Below are 15,149 nucleotides of genomic sequence, written 5' to 3'. Positions count from 1 at the left end.
AATGATAAAAATAAAAAAATAATTTTTATTCTTTAAAAAAAGATTTAAAGAATAAAATCGTGTTTAATTTAAATAACAGTTACAATATTACTTGTTTTATAACCTTTATAAAAAGTAATAGCTGTATATGAACCAGGGTTTAAATTAATATTTAATTTAGCTATTCCATTACTATCACTAGTTCTATTATATGAAACACCATTAATTGTTATTGTAACAGTTTCATTTTCAAAAGGATTTCCAATACTATCTAACACTTTAACATTAAAAGTAGTTCTATTATCTCTACTCATTGTAGTATCATTTGTATAGATAACAGATTTAACTGTAATGTTATTACTTGTATTTAAACCAGTAATTGGGTGAGTTGCTGTAACAATATAATTTCCTGGATTCATATCTATATCAAAACTAGCTATTCCTTCATTATTACTTAATGCAGTAAAAAACATTCCATAAATATTGATTGTAACGTTTTTATTTTTTAAAGGATTACCAATATCATCAAAGATTGTAACATTATATTTAGAAGCATTTTGATAATATTTAACTAAATTTTCTCCTAAAATATTTGTTTTAACAGTTACATTATAATACTTTATTAAACCATTTTCTGGATTAATTGCAGTTAAAACATATTTTCCAGGATCTAAATTAATATTTAATAATGCTAAACCAGAACTATTAGTTGTTCTATTATAGGTAACTCCATTAATTATGTATTGTATTGTAGTATTAACTAAAGGATTTCCATTTCTATCTAAAAACTCAGCTATGAATTGTGTTCTATTCTTATGGTATTTTATAAGATCTTCACCAATTATAGTTTCTAAAATAGAAATTGTATTATTAATAGACAATTTATTAGTTTCATTATAAATAGAATAAACAGAATAATTACCAGGTTTTAAATCAATATATAATATAGCTAATCCTTTGGAATTAGTTTGTATATTATATGTAACATTATTTATAGTTATATAAACAGTTTTATTTACTAAAGGATTTCCATTTATAGTTAAATTCACAATAAACTCAGTATTATTACTATAATAAACAGTTATATTATTTGCATTAATAGCTATTCTTTTAATTATAATATTAGTTGAATTATTTGAGCTATAATAGTTATTATCTCCACTATAGTTTACATAAACTGTGTAATTACCACTTTTTAAATTATTAAAGCTTATTGTTCTAGTTCCATTAATTAATTTAATAATTTTAGTTTCATTAGCTATTGTAATAGTTACATTTCCATTTGAATCATTAAAAGTGTTTATAGTTATACTTACATTACCATCATTAGTAATATTATTAATTGTAATGTTTACATATGAGTTAATTTTAGCTACATTCACTTCTTCTAAAGTTGTAAAGTTATTATAATTATTATTTCCATTATATGTAATGTTTAAAGTATAATTATTAGCTTTTAATCCTGAAATATTGAAAACAGCTTTACCATTTTCTAATTTTTCTGTATATTCAGTATTATTAATTATTATTGTAATATTGTTAGGTGTTGCATTGTCTGTTGTAATTGTAATAATTAAATCCTCTTTATAATTAATATTATTATAATCAATATTAAATACAGGATCTTTTTTATTTACTGTTAGTTTTATTGTTGTATTTGTTTTTGTGTAGTTTTGGTTTCCGTTGTAGGTTATTGTAATGTTGTATGTTCCTGCTTCTAAGTTGTTTATTGTGTATTGGTATTTTCCACTTGTTAGGTTGTATGTGCCTTTTTCTATTTCATTGATTGTGATTGTAATGTTTCCACTTATTTCAGGAATTGTTGTTATGTTGATTTGTGCTGTTTCTTTGTAGGTGATGTTGCTTGTGTTTGCTTGTATTGTTGGTGTTGCTTTGTTTATTGTATATTTTGTGGTGTTGATTGTCTGTTTGTGGTTTTTATCGCCGTTGTAGCTTATTGTTATTGTGTAGTTTCCTGCACTTTGTGTTGGAATTTGTATTGTGTCTGTTAGGTTATATGTTTTTTCAAATCCAGTTTCTGGTATTGTTATGGTTATATTTCCCGTTGCACCGTCAGTCAAATTATAGTTTATTTCTAAACTATCTCCATAAGTTATGTTATCAACGGTTATGTTAATTTCAGTGTCTTTTTTATTAACTACTAATATAACAGTTTTATTTGCTTTTGAATAATTGTCATTTCCATTATAAACTACAGTAATATTATATTTACCAACATCTAAATTGTTTAAAATATGTTGATATTTACCATTATTTAAATCATATGTTCCATTATTAGTTCCATTAATAAAAATTGTAACATTTCCTGAAGTATTAGGTGTAATTGTTATATTTACTTTTACAGAATCTCCATAAGTAATGTTACTTGTATTAATATCTAAATTGATTTGGTTTTTAACTTCTAAAATTCCAATTTTAGGTGTTACATTATTTGATCCAACATATGTTCCATTAACAATAAATTTTCCAATTTGATTTGCAGTATATGGTGCATAATAAATTCCATCTTTATAATTTGTTGTTTCTAATGATGTTGAATCAATTTTAAATGTCACTTTTTGATTAACAATGATATTTCCATTATCATCAGTTAAAATTCCTGTTATATTAACCATTTCATTAGGCAATACATATTTAGTTTTATTTTCTAATATTGTTAAAATTACACTACTTGTTATAGTTCCAGCATTAAAAATTACTTCTATTTTATTTAAATTCATTATATTATTTTCTAAAAATAAATTACCCGCATTATAAATAACATGTTCAAAACCAACTATTGTAGAATTGCTCAATATTAAATTTCCATTATTATAAATAGTATTACCACTAGTTGTAGCAGTATTATTGATAAAATTATTGTTTCCAATTATTTTACTATTTTTTTCATAGATGTAGATTGCTCCACCATTAATTGCATTATTATCAATAAGAACATTTGATCCATTTATAATAAAATTATCTCCTCTATTATAAACTGCTCCACCAAATCTTTTTGCAGTATTATTTATGAAATAATTATTTTCACTTATAGTAAATCCAGTTCCAGTATTATGAATAGCTCCTCCACCTCTAGTGTTTCCAGTTCCAGTATATAATGCTTGATTATTTGTAAATGTATTATTACCAATAATCGTAAAATCATTTCCACTATTTTTAAGTGCTCCACCATCATATGCTGAATTAGATTTAAATGTATTATTCCCTATTATTTTGAAATTATTTGCAGCATTTCTTATAGCTCCCCCACCATGATCAGCATTGTTGGAACTTGCTTTATTATCATTAAATGTATTATTCCCTATTATTTTAAAGTTATGACTAGTTCCTGTATTATATATTGCTCCGCCTTGAGTTCCAGCAGTATTATTATTTAATTGATTATTTCCAGTAATTGAAAAATTTTGACAAGCACTATTATAAATTGCTCCTCCAGATGTCAAAGCTATATTATCGGTTATTGTATTATTTCCTACTATTGTAAAGTTTAATCCATTATTACCATTAAAAATAGCTCCTCCAAATTGAGCTGTATTATTTAACAGTTCGTTTTCACCATCTATTAAAAAGTTTTCTTGTGTATTTCTTATAGCTCCTCCACCATTAGTACCAGTTAAAGTAGCTTTATTATGATTTAATTCATTGTTTTCTAATATTTTAAAGTTTTGAGCAGTATTATATATTGCTCCACCTTGTCCTGCAGTATTATAATTTAAAATGTTATTTCCTTTTATTGTAAAATTAGTTCCTGTTCCTTTAGTTGTATTTCCTATATTTAAAATAGCTCCACCATATGCAATTGCAGTATTATTTATTAATTCGTTTTCACCTTCAATAAGGAAATTGTGTCCTTTATTATATATTGCTCCTCCACCATCAGTAGCTGTGGTACTAGTAGCAGTTCCATGTGCTTGATTATTGTTTAATATATTTTTTCCTAAAATCTTAAAATCATTTCCAAGATTTAAGATTGCTCCACCTTGAATTGTTGCGTTATTATTTCTTAATTCGTTTTCACCTTCAATTATGAAATTATTTCCTGTGTTATATATTGCTCCTCCACCATCAGTATTAGTAGATGTACCTTGTGCTTGATTATTTTCTAATTTACTGTTTTCTAAAATTTTAAAATTATCTCCAGTATTATATATTGCTCCACCTTGTTTTGTAGCAATATTATAAATTAAATTTACATTAGTTAAAGTTATATTATTCCCTATGTTGTAAATAGCTCCACCATCAGTAGCTTTACCGCCAGTTAAAGTTATATTAATTATTGTTATATTAGTTCCAAGAATATTAAAAATTCTTACACTATTTCCATTTAAATTAGTTCCATTAATGGTATATCCATTACCATTAATGATGATATTATTTCTTTCAATTTTTATTCCAGTATTAAAAGTTCCAGATTCACTATTATCTAGTTGAATATTTCCATCTAAATTAATTACATGATTAGATTCATTATTTATTGCTTTTTGTAATGCTGTAAAATTGTCTTTTACAGAATCTTGTAAAATATTTATATTTTCAAAATCTTCTTCTGTTATTTCATTTTGATTTAAAACGACTTTACCATTATTTTTTATTAAGTCATTTTCTATGTAATTATCATTTAATAGATTATTATCATGGATATCATTTATCTCATCTAATGCTGATACAGTTGATAATGAAATCACAATTAATAAAATGATTAAACACGAATTAACAATCATTTTTTTATTTATAAACATTTTAACCTCCTATATCTTTGATAATGAATTATTTAAAATTTATAATAATCCTTAGTAAAATATATTGAATTAATATTTATTATGTTTATGTCAAAATTTAGCTATTTTAGTAATTTTTTAGTGAAAATTTAAAAAATGAATAAGTTAAAAAAGAATAATTAATGTTAAATATTTTTAATTAGAAATATATTATTGTTATTAAATTATTTTTATTTACTGATGTAAATGTATAAAAAAGAATTAATTAATTTAAATGAAACAAAAATCTCTTTAAAAACAGATTTAACTAGTTATAATTTAAGAGATTATGTTCAACTTTTAAGGAATGACATTAATAATTATATTAAAAATAATTCTCAATTTTTAAGTTCTCTTAAACCAATTAATATTAACAGTAATTTACCAATTATTGATTTAATGTGTGAAGCATCTAAAATAGCTGATGTTGGACCAATAGCTACTGTTGCAGGATCAATAGCTGAAATGTCATGTGAATATTTAATTAATTTAGGTTCTAATTATTCAATAGTTGATAATGGTGGAGACATTGCACTAATTAATGATGAAAAAGTGGTGTGTGGGATATATTCAGGTAATGAATATTTAAATACTTCTATTGGATTTAAATTAAAAAGTAGGAAAAAGCCAATTGGAATTTGCACTTCATCTGGTAAGGTAGGTTTGTCTATAAGTTTTGGATCATCTGAATCAGTAACTGCAATATCTAAAAAAGCAAGTTATGCTGACGGACTAGCTACTTCAATAGCTAATGCAGTTAATGGAACAACATCAGAAGATGCAATAAATAATGCAATTTTAAAAGCAGAAAAATATAAAGATTATTTTGAAGGTGTTTTAATTATAAAAGAAGATAAAGTAGCTACAATAGGTAAATTGCCAGAGATGATATCTACCAATGATTTTGATATTGATTATTAATTTTTGCAAATAAAACTAAATTCACATTTATTGCAATTATAATTTAATTTTTTAGGATATTTTTCTTCTTTAATCAACTTAACAGTCTTTTCTAAATCATTTTCATAATTTTTAAGTAATTCTTCTGAAAAATCAACTTTCACCCACTCACAAGATTTAATTAAATAAACAGATAGCTCTTCAACTTCTAAATCATTAAATTCAGAATTATCTTTAATAGCTATTAAATAAGTTAATAATTGTTTTTTAATGTTATTTTCATTTACAAATTCAGCATTTTTATAATCTAGAAGGCCTATTTTTCCATTAGGTAATTTATAAACTAAATCAATTTTACCTGTAATTAAAAAATCATCATATTTCACTGTAAAAGGTAGTTCTGAAGATAATGGAGTAATATTTTCACCATAGTTTTCATAATAATGTATGATATTATTTATATGTTCTTTTGAATCTTCATCTTTTAAATATAAATTAGCTAGTTTTTCAATTTCTTTTAAAGATAAATTTTTACTAATAATTTTTTTATTAATTTTATCTAATGTATCATGAACATCTAAACCATGTGTAATATGCTCTGGATCTGAATATTTTAAATTAAAGTTATGAAGCAGGTTATATTTAAATGGACATTCATCATAATTTTTAACTGATGTGTAACTTAGCTCTAATGGTTCTTCTTTTAAGATATTTTCACTTAAACTTACCTTAGGCATTTCACTAAAATCATCTATTTCAACTAAGCTATTATCATCAAAATTTATACCTTCAATTTCTGGAGGATTTTTAACAGTTGATAATATCAATATATCTTCTGCTCTTGTCATAGCTACATATAATATTCTTCGCTCTTCTTTTAAGTGTTCTTCTGCATCTATTTTTCGTTTATAATTAAAACAATCAGTTGGACTTTCAAAAACAGGTTTCATTCCTTGTATTCTCTTTTCTTTAAATTCACTTGGAAATTTCTTATCTTCAAGAGAACATACTATTAATACTTTAAATTCTAATCCTTTAGACTTATGAACTGTCATTATTTGGACTGCATCATTATTTTTCAAGTGAGCACTATATTTTTCAATATTTTGATAAAAGAAGTAGTATAAACCATCAATTTCTTTAAGGTTTTTTCCAATAATTTTTTCATAATTATAGATTGAATTTGTTATTGAAGATAAATTAAAAAGTGATTCATAATTTTGATTTGGATTTAAAAAGTATTGATTTAAATCAGGTGTTAATTTAATTATTTTATAGAAAATATCTAAAAGACTTAATCTATCCTCATCAGATATATCATCATAGTTTAATCTTTGATAGTTGACAATTTCTTTTAAATCAATTAAATTTTCTAGAAACTTTAAATCGTTTTTATTTGAAATGTTTAAACTAATTAAATCTTCTTTAGTATAATCTGATAATAATGGTTTTTTAATACTTTTAAATAATTCTTCTTTAAAATCATCATCTCTATTGAAAACACCATTAAATTTTTGAATTCTTGAAGATTTACCCTTAATTTTCCTATAAAGTTCTTTTTCTTTTTTAAGAACCTTTTTTTCAAAATTATCATAAATATTTTTGAAAATACTTTGGCTATCTTCACTTAAAAAATCAATTTTACTAAATAAACTTAAATTTAACCAATCTCTTTCAACTGAATTTGGAATATTAAAATCATTATCTTCAGTTAAATAATAAAGTAAAAACAAAAATAATTTAATTTCTTTTTGATTAATTAAATCAGGATTACCTTTAATAAAATAAGGGATTTCATATTTATTTAATTTACCAGTTAAATCTTCTATTTTACTACTATTAAAGGTTGAAACAGACCTAAATAACAAGCCAACATCATTATAACTTGAGATCTTCCCAGATTCTTTTAAATGTTTAATTAAACTAGCTATTTTTTCTGCCTCATCAGCTTTATCATTAGATGTAATTTTATAAATCTTATCTGTTTTATCTCTACTACTTATAAGGGTCTTATCATTTGTTCTGTCTGTTTTTATAAAGTTCTCACAATATTCAACAATAGTTTTAATTGATCTATAGTTAGTATTTAATTGTATAATTTCTCCATTAAAGATTTCTTTAAAATTTTTAAAAAAACTTAAATTAGAACCTCTAAAACCATAAATACTTTGATCATCATCACCAACACACGTGAAAGTATCAGCATTTTCATTTAAAATCTTAAATATTTCAATTTGAACAGGATCAGTATCTTGAAACTCATCAACTAAGATATTTTTATATTTTAAATCTTTTTTATTATTTTTTAAAAATTCTAATGCTTTAACCTGAAGGAGACTAAAATCTTGAAGATTATTCTTTTTAAGTAAGTTTAAATAAATTTCATAAGATTTGACAATTTGAACATGCCTTGCATTAAGATAAGCTTCTTTAAAAAGTTTATTATCTTTAATTTCTTGTCGTGGAAACTTAAAATATCCATATTTAGCTATTGATTCTGTTTTATGAGAATTTATAAAATCAATATATTCTTGATTTACTGGATGATTTTCTTTTAAATAATTTAAATAATCTTCTTTTATAATATCAAATGTAGTAAATTCATTATATTTTTCAATTAAAACATCAATATCTCTTTGAGGAAAATAAGATTCATCTTTAAAACCTAAATATTTTAAATGCTTTCTAATAAATAAATTATTCTTCTCAGCAAAATCATCATCTAAAATAGCTAAACTTGAATTATCTTCTGCTTGGAGTAGTTTAAAACAAAATGAATGGATAGTTGAAATTTGCATCTTATTTACAATGGATTGAGGAATATCATTATTTGTAAGTCTGTTTTTAAGTTCCTCAGCGGCTTTATTAGTAAATGTTATAATTAAAAAAGATTCAGGATTAATATTTTTATAATTAAGTAAAAATTTAATTCTTTCTATAATAACTCTTGTTTTACCAGCACCAGGACCTGCTTCTATAAGTAAAGCATTGTTTTTATCATATCTTACAGCTTTTTCTTGTTCAATATTTAAATTGATATTCATAAAAGTAACCTTAATTAATTATTATGCTTTTTTAATTTAAAAATTTATTTATAATAATTCTTTTATATATTATTATATGGGGATTTTTAAAATGAGTAAGTTAAATAATATATTTAAAATCTTTTTAATAATTCTTATTTTATTTTTATCAATAGCTAGTTTAAGTGCTAATGATTTAGGAAATAATGAATTAATAGAAATTAAAACTTTAGATGATGATCAAAAAACGTTTACAGATTTAAATGATGAAATTAATGGCAATTCTTCAAGTTTTATAACATTACATGATGATTTTTATTTACAAGATGATGAATATGATATATTTAAAAATGGAATTAATATATCAAAAAATGAGTTTACAATTAATGGAAATGGCCATACAATTTATGCATCTTCTCCTGATGGATCAAATTCAAGAATTTTCAACATTACAGGATATAATGTTTTAATTTATAACATTACATTTGTTGGAGGATATGGAACTGCAGGTGGGGCTATTTACAATACTGGTGATAAATTAGAATTAAAAGATAATATTTTTAAGGATAATGGAGCTAGCTATTTTGGTGGAGCTATTTATAATGAAGGTAATAACTTTACTCTTACTGGTGTAAATCAATTTTTTAATAATGTTGTATCTTTATATGGAGGTGCAATCTTTAATAAAGGAGATAATTTCTTAATAGATGGAAATAATCTATTTAATGGTAATTATGCTGATTATTCTGGTGGTGCAATAGCTAATAATGGAACAAATTTTAAAGTTAAAGGCAGTAACATTTTTAAAAATAATTCAGCTGATTCTAATGGTGGAGCTATAATAAACAATGGAACAAATTCTATAATTACAGGAAATAATGAATTTTTAGATAATTCTGCTGGATATGGTGGAGCAATACTTTCATTAGCTGGTAATTTTAAAATAAATGGTTCAAATATATTTAAAAACAACACAGCATTATTCTATGCTGGAGCATTTTACAATCACTTAGCAGCTAATGTTACAATTTCAGGTAGTAATGAATTTATTGAAAATAATGTTTTAACTGAAGATCCATTTAAAGGAGGAGGAGCTATTTTTAATGAAAAAGGAGAAAATTTCTTAATAAATGGTTCAAATACTTTTAAAAACAACAATGCAAATACATCTTCTGGTGGAGCTATTTTTAATAAAGAAGGAAATAATTTCTCTATTATCGGAAAAAATACTTTCAAAGGAAATATTGCAAATTATGGTGGAGCTATTAGCCTAGATTACTCAAAATATTTCATATTAGAAGGAGAAAATACATTTTTAAATAATATAGCTATTGATTTAGATGATAGAGAAGGTTATGGTGGAGGAATTTACCTTTATTTTACAGATTTTGGAAATCTCTCTGGAGCTAGTTTTATAAATAATTCTGCATATGGTGGTGCAGGAATTTTTATAGATGAATCTAATGTGCAAATTTTAGATAATATGAATTTTTTAAATAATTCTGCTTATTATGCGGCAGGAATTGGAATTTATTTATCAGAAAACATTACAATATTAAATAACTACTTTAAAAATAATATAGCAGAACTTAAAGGTAGCGATATTGTAAATGAAAATGGATCAATCTTTTTAAAAAATAATACTGGACCTATTTTTGTTAAAATTGCATCTACTGGTGAAATTACAAGCCAAACTTTCTTTAAACTTTTAAATGGTGGAATACTTAATGCTCCATTTAATACAACTATTTTATTATATGCTTCTTTAACAGATGATAAAAATAATTTTATTACAAATCAAACAATCACTTTTAAATTTGCAAATGAAACTTTAATAACTAATAATACTCTTGATAGTGGATTATATTACTATTATTATGATGTAAATTTAGAACCTGGTAATTACACAGTTACAGGATCAGTTGATTTATTAGAAAATGTTTCTATTAGAAATGGTACTTTAAATATTATAAGCATGAATTTAATTAGTGGTAATTTAACTTTATTTTATAAAAATGGTTCTCAATATATAGTTAGATTAGTTGATTATGAAGGTAATCCAATATATAATGAAAGTGTTTTAATACGTATTAATAAAATTGTATATGAAAGAATCACTGATATTAATGGATATGCATACTTAAATATTAATTTAAATCCTAGTAATTATACTGTAATTAGCTACATTGATTATGTGGTTAATACTAATAATGTTGAAGTCAAACCTACAATTGTAGCTCAAGACCTTAATAAAACATATAAAAATGAAAGCCAATTTAATGCATTAATTTTAGATGGTAAGGGAGATCCATTAATAAATTATACAGTTAGTTTTAATATTAATGGAGTAATTTATTATAGAAATAGTGATAAAAATGGAATAGCTACCTTAAATATTAATTTAAGTCCTGGTAAATATATTGTAACTGTAAATCGTAATGATACAGGATTAAACATGTCTTATAATATTGAAGTTTTATCAAATATTATATCATCTGATTTAACTAAATATTATAGAAATGGAAGTCAATTTACTGCTTTAATGGTAGATAATATTGGAAATCCATTTAAAAATACAGAAGTTAAAATGAATATAAATGGCATAATGTATTATAGAAACACAACTGATGAAGGAATTGTCACACTAAACATTAATTTAAATCCTGATGAATATATAATAACTATTTATCATCCAGAAAATCAATATGCTCAAAGTAATTTAATTAAAGTATTAGCTATTTTAGTAAATTCAACTTTTGATGATAATAAATTTTCTATAACTGCTTTAGATGATATGGGAAAAATAGCTATTAATAAAACAGTTAGTTTTAATATTAATGGTGTAATTTCAAGTAGTGTTACAGATAATAATGGTGTAGCTATTTTAAATGTTAATTTAAACCCTGCATCATATATTATAACATCTAGCTATAATGAATATTCAACATCAGAAAAAATAGATGTTTTATAACATCTATTTTCTTTTTTTTAAAATAAAAATAGTAGATTTTTATATAAAAATCTTTAAATTAAGAATATTTTAATATCTCCTTTTATTAAGCTCATTATTGCTCCGAAAATATTAAATTTATCCATGGACATTTCAATAGCTTCTCCTCGAGGATTTCCTTCTCCCCAATCATGCTCTCTAATATTTCCAACAATATCATCACCAAACATACTTTCAGCTGCATCATTGTTGATTACAACACAAATATTTGGCGAAATATTATATGTATATTCCATTATTTGCTTTGCATATTGGTAAGGATCACCATCTTCCATGTGAATATTATGTAATGTGTGGCCATTAGCACTTTTTGAACTTCCAGGATATATCCATTGGAAGCCTTCTGGGATTTGCCATACTGCAGCCATATCTACACCAGGAATTGATCCTTCAGTTTCATCTTCAGCCAAAAATAAGACTGTTGATGAAAGAAATACTAGCACGACTACTGCAATAGCTATTAATCCAACAAGTATCCATCGTTTCATTTTATCACCTCGAAACTTATATGGTTTTCAACCTAATGTATTTTTGTTTTTAAACTTTTAAATATATTTCGTTTTTTTAATAAAATTTACAATAAAATTAAATACTTTTAAATTATAATCATAATTAACTAAATTTTTTATGTGATTTAAATGCTTGATAAAAATGAAACAAAAGAAGAAATTATTAAAATAGCTAAAGAAATTTTAAAGAAAAATAATGAACCATATGATTTTGATAGTGTAGCTGTTTTAAATACTAATAAAGGAGTTTCTTTTATAGGTAGCTTAAGAATTTATAATGATGAATTGGTTAATTCTATTTCTAAAGATTTAGAAACTAATCTTAATAAATTTGGCAAATTTACTATTAATAATCAACGTGTAACTCCATGTTGTGAAGCACCTTTTCATAATATAAGTTTTGAACTTGTATTAAATTAATTTTTCATATTATTTTTTTTCTGCTGTCGTTATTTACTTATAATATTAAAGACATATATTTAATTAGATTTTTTTTATTTTAGAGATTTTATCATGAAGAAGTTTAAATTAAATAGTTCATATAAACCTTTAGGAGATCAACCAAAAGCTATTGATTCATTAGTTAATGGAATTAAGAATAATTTTAATGAGCAAACTCTTTTAGGTGTAACAGGCTCAGGCAAAACATTTACGATGGCTAATGTTATTGAAAAGGTTCAAAAACCAACTTTAATTATTTCACATAATAAAACATTAGCTGCTCAATTATATGAGGAGTTTAAAGAATTTTTCCCAGATAATGCTGTTGAATATTATGTTTCTTATTATGATTATTATCAACCTGAAGCATATGTTCCAAGAACAGATACTTTTATTGATAAGGAAGCATCAATAAATGATGAAATTGATATGATGAGACATTCTACAACACAATCTCTTTTATCTCGTGATGATGTTATTGTAGTATCAAGTGTTTCATGTATTTATGGTGCAGGATCACCTGAAGATTATGGGGAATTTGCATTTGGAATTTCTGTTGGAGATAATTATGAAAGAAGTGATATTTTAAAAAGATTAATTTTCATGCAATATGAGCGGAATGATATTGAATTTGCAAGAGGTCAATTTAGAGTTCGTGGAGATGTAATTGAAATTAATCCAGTTCATGGAACACCACCAATTAGAATAGAACTTTTTGGTGATGAAATTGATGCAATTAGTTTAATTGATCCTGTAACAAGTAAAAAAGAAGAATCTCTTGAAAGATATATGATCTTTCCAGCAAAACATTTCGTTGTTGGTCAAGATAAGATGGATAAAGCATTAAGAGATATTAATCAAGAGCTTGATGAAAGATTAAACGAATTAAATCTTTCTGGAAAGCTATTAGAAGCTCAAAGATTAGAACAAAGAACTAGATTTGATATAGAAATGCTTCATGAAATGGGATATTGTCCTGGAATTGAAAATTACTCTATGCATTTATCTGGAAGAAAATGGGGAGAAACACCATATACTCTTTTAAAATATTTCCCAGATGATTTTTTAACTATTATTGATGAATCACATGTAACAATTCCTCAAATTAGAGGGATGTATAATGGTGATAGAGCTCGTAAAGAAACATTAGTTGATCATGGTTTTAGATTGCCATCTGCTAAAGAGAATAGGCCATTACGTTTTGATGAATTTGAGCATTGTACATATAAAATGCTATATGTATCAGCTACTCCAGCTAATTATGAGATTTCAAGAAGTCAAAATGTTGTAGAACAAATTATTCGTCCAACAGGACTTGTAGATCCAGAAATTATAATTAGGCCAGTTAAAGGACAAGTTGAAGATTTACTTGGTGAAGTCCAAAAAAGAGCTAAAAAGGATGAAAGAGTACTTGTTACAACTTTAACAAAAAGAATGGCTGAAGATTTAACTGATTATTATGCTAAAATTGGTATTAAAGTAAGATATCTTCATTCTGAAATTGATACATTAGAAAGAATCGAAATTATCGATGATTTAAGAAGAGGTACATTTGATTGTTTAGTTGGTGTAAATCTTTTAAGAGAAGGTCTTGATTTACCTGAGGTATCACTTGTAGCTATTTTAGATGCAGATAAAGAAGGATTCTTAAGAAGTGAAACATCTTTAGTACAGACTATTGGAAGAGCTGCAAGAAATGTTAATGGTAATGTTATAATGTATGTAGATGATATGACTGATTCAGTTCAAAATGCATTAAATCTTACAAATAAAAGACGTAAATTACAACTTGCATATAATAAGAAAAATAATATCACGCCTAAATCTACTTATAGGTCACTTAAAGAACGTAAAAAAGATATTGAAAAATATGAAAAAGGAGTTGATGTAGCTAAAATTTCTAAAGATGAACTTAGATTACTTATTAAAGATTTAGAAGAGGACATGAAAGAAGCAGCTACTAGTTTGGATTTTGAAAGAGCTGCAGAGCTTAGGAATAAATTATTTAATTTAAAAGGTTTGAAAAAATAATTGGAGGAGTTATTTATGGGAACATTGGTAGTATATTATTCAAGAACAAATATAACTAAACTTTTAGCTATGGATATTCAAAAAGAGCTAAATTGTAAAATAGAGGACATTATTGATAAAAAAGATAGATCAGGTTCTTTAAACTATTTTTTATCTGCTTTAGATGCATTAAGAAAAAAACCTGCAAACATTGAACCAACTTTAAAAGATCCATCTGATTTTCATCTTACAATAATAGCCACCCCTGTGTGGGCTGGAACTATGTCTACTCCTATATTAACTTATATTAAAGAAAATAGGGATAAATTTAATAATGTAGCATTTATTGCAACATGTGGCTCTAGTGAAGGTAATACTTTTAAAGATATGGCTAAAATTTTAAATAAAGGGCCTGTTAAAACAATGGTTGTTACTTCAAAAGATACAGATGGTCAAATAGATGAAAAAATTAATAGCTTTGTTCAAAATTTAAAATAAA

General features: G+C 24.3%; 8 protein-coding genes. 5 read left to right on the top strand and 3 right to left on the bottom strand.

Going from position 1 to position 15,149, the window contains the following annotated elements:
- Positions 1–68: 68 nt before the first annotated feature.
- Complete coding sequence (locus tag ACA134_RS05960; protein WP_409199508.1) at positions 69–4,739, bottom strand: Ig-like domain repeat protein; 4,671 nt, start codon at positions 4,737–4,739, stop codon at positions 69–71.
- A gap of 225 nt (positions 4,740–4,964) precedes the next feature.
- Here ACA134_RS05960 and ACA134_RS05955 point away from each other — a divergent pair, with 225 nt between their 5' ends.
- Positions 4,965–5,678 (top strand): UPF0280 family protein, encoded by a 714-nt coding sequence (locus tag ACA134_RS05955; protein ID WP_409199507.1) that lies wholly within the window; start codon positions 4,965–4,967, stop codon positions 5,676–5,678.
- Here ACA134_RS05955 and ACA134_RS05950 read toward each other — a convergent pair.
- Entirely contained in the window at positions 5,675–8,701 is a 3,027-nt protein-coding gene (locus tag ACA134_RS05950; protein ID WP_409199506.1) for a UvrD-helicase domain-containing protein, read from the bottom strand. The two genes, ACA134_RS05955 and ACA134_RS05950, sit on opposite strands and share 4 nt — an antisense overlap.
- Positions 8,702–8,792: 91 nt before the next feature.
- Here ACA134_RS05950 and ACA134_RS05945 point away from each other — a divergent pair, with 91 nt between their 5' ends.
- The gene (locus tag ACA134_RS05945; RefSeq protein ID WP_409199505.1) at positions 8,793–11,651 is read left to right on the top strand and encodes a beta strand repeat-containing protein; all 2,859 of its coding nucleotides are present in this window, start codon (positions 8,793–8,795) and stop codon (positions 11,649–11,651) included.
- A 53-nt stretch (positions 11,652–11,704) separates the two neighbouring features.
- On the opposite strand, the gene ACA134_RS05940 is transcribed toward ACA134_RS05945, so the two are convergent.
- On the bottom strand, positions 11,705–12,178 hold the full coding sequence (locus tag ACA134_RS05940; RefSeq protein WP_409199504.1) for a hypothetical protein: 474 nt from the start codon (positions 12,176–12,178) through the stop codon (positions 11,705–11,707).
- Between the two features lie 150 nt (positions 12,179–12,328).
- Between ACA134_RS05940 and ACA134_RS05935 the strand changes: the two genes are divergently transcribed.
- From ACA134_RS05935 to ACA134_RS05925, 3 genes are all read left to right on the top strand, one after another.
- The gene (locus tag ACA134_RS05935; RefSeq protein ID WP_409199503.1) at positions 12,329–12,619 is read left to right on the top strand and encodes a hypothetical protein; all 291 of its coding nucleotides are present in this window, start codon (positions 12,329–12,331) and stop codon (positions 12,617–12,619) included.
- 93 nt (positions 12,620–12,712) lie between these two features.
- Entirely contained in the window at positions 12,713–14,671 is a 1,959-nt protein-coding gene (gene uvrB / locus ACA134_RS05930) for an excinuclease ABC subunit UvrB (RefSeq protein WP_409199502.1), read from the top strand.
- Between the two features lie 15 nt (positions 14,672–14,686).
- The gene (locus ACA134_RS05925) at positions 14,687–15,148 is read left to right on the top strand and encodes a flavodoxin family protein (protein ID WP_409199501.1); all 462 of its coding nucleotides are present in this window, start codon (positions 14,687–14,689) and stop codon (positions 15,146–15,148) included.
- Position 15,149 lies beyond the last annotated feature (1 nt).

Origin of the sequence: Methanobrevibacter sp. DSM 116169 (assembly GCF_046197865.1) — an archaeon.
Classification (GTDB): Archaea; Methanobacteriota; Methanobacteria; order Methanobacteriales; family Methanobacteriaceae; genus JAHKLT01.
Note: the sequence above shows the minus strand (reverse complement) of the source record. Positions and strands in the feature narration are given on the sequence as shown.

What these genes read in the sequence shown, in the direction of transcription:
- ACA134_RS05960 (WP_409199508.1), bottom strand. Translation starts at nt 4,739, where the DNA reads ATGTTTATAAATAAAAAAATGATTGTTAATTCGTGTTTAATCATTTTA.
- ACA134_RS05955 (WP_409199507.1), top strand. Translation starts at nt 4,965, where the DNA reads ATGTATAAAAAAGAATTAATTAATTTAAATGAAACAAAAATCTCTTTA.
- ACA134_RS05950 (WP_409199506.1), bottom strand. Translation starts at nt 8,701, where the DNA reads ATGAATATCAATTTAAATATTGAACAAGAAAAAGCTGTAAGATATGAT.
- ACA134_RS05945 (WP_409199505.1), top strand. Translation starts at nt 8,793, where the DNA reads ATGAGTAAGTTAAATAATATATTTAAAATCTTTTTAATAATTCTTATT.
- ACA134_RS05940 (WP_409199504.1), bottom strand. Translation starts at nt 12,178, where the DNA reads ATGAAACGATGGATACTTGTTGGATTAATAGCTATTGCAGTAGTCGTG.
- ACA134_RS05935 (WP_409199503.1), top strand. Translation starts at nt 12,329, where the DNA reads ATGCTTGATAAAAATGAAACAAAAGAAGAAATTATTAAAATAGCTAAA.
- uvrB (WP_409199502.1), top strand. Translation starts at nt 12,713, where the DNA reads ATGAAGAAGTTTAAATTAAATAGTTCATATAAACCTTTAGGAGATCAA.
- ACA134_RS05925 (WP_409199501.1), top strand. Translation starts at nt 14,687, where the DNA reads ATGGGAACATTGGTAGTATATTATTCAAGAACAAATATAACTAAACTT.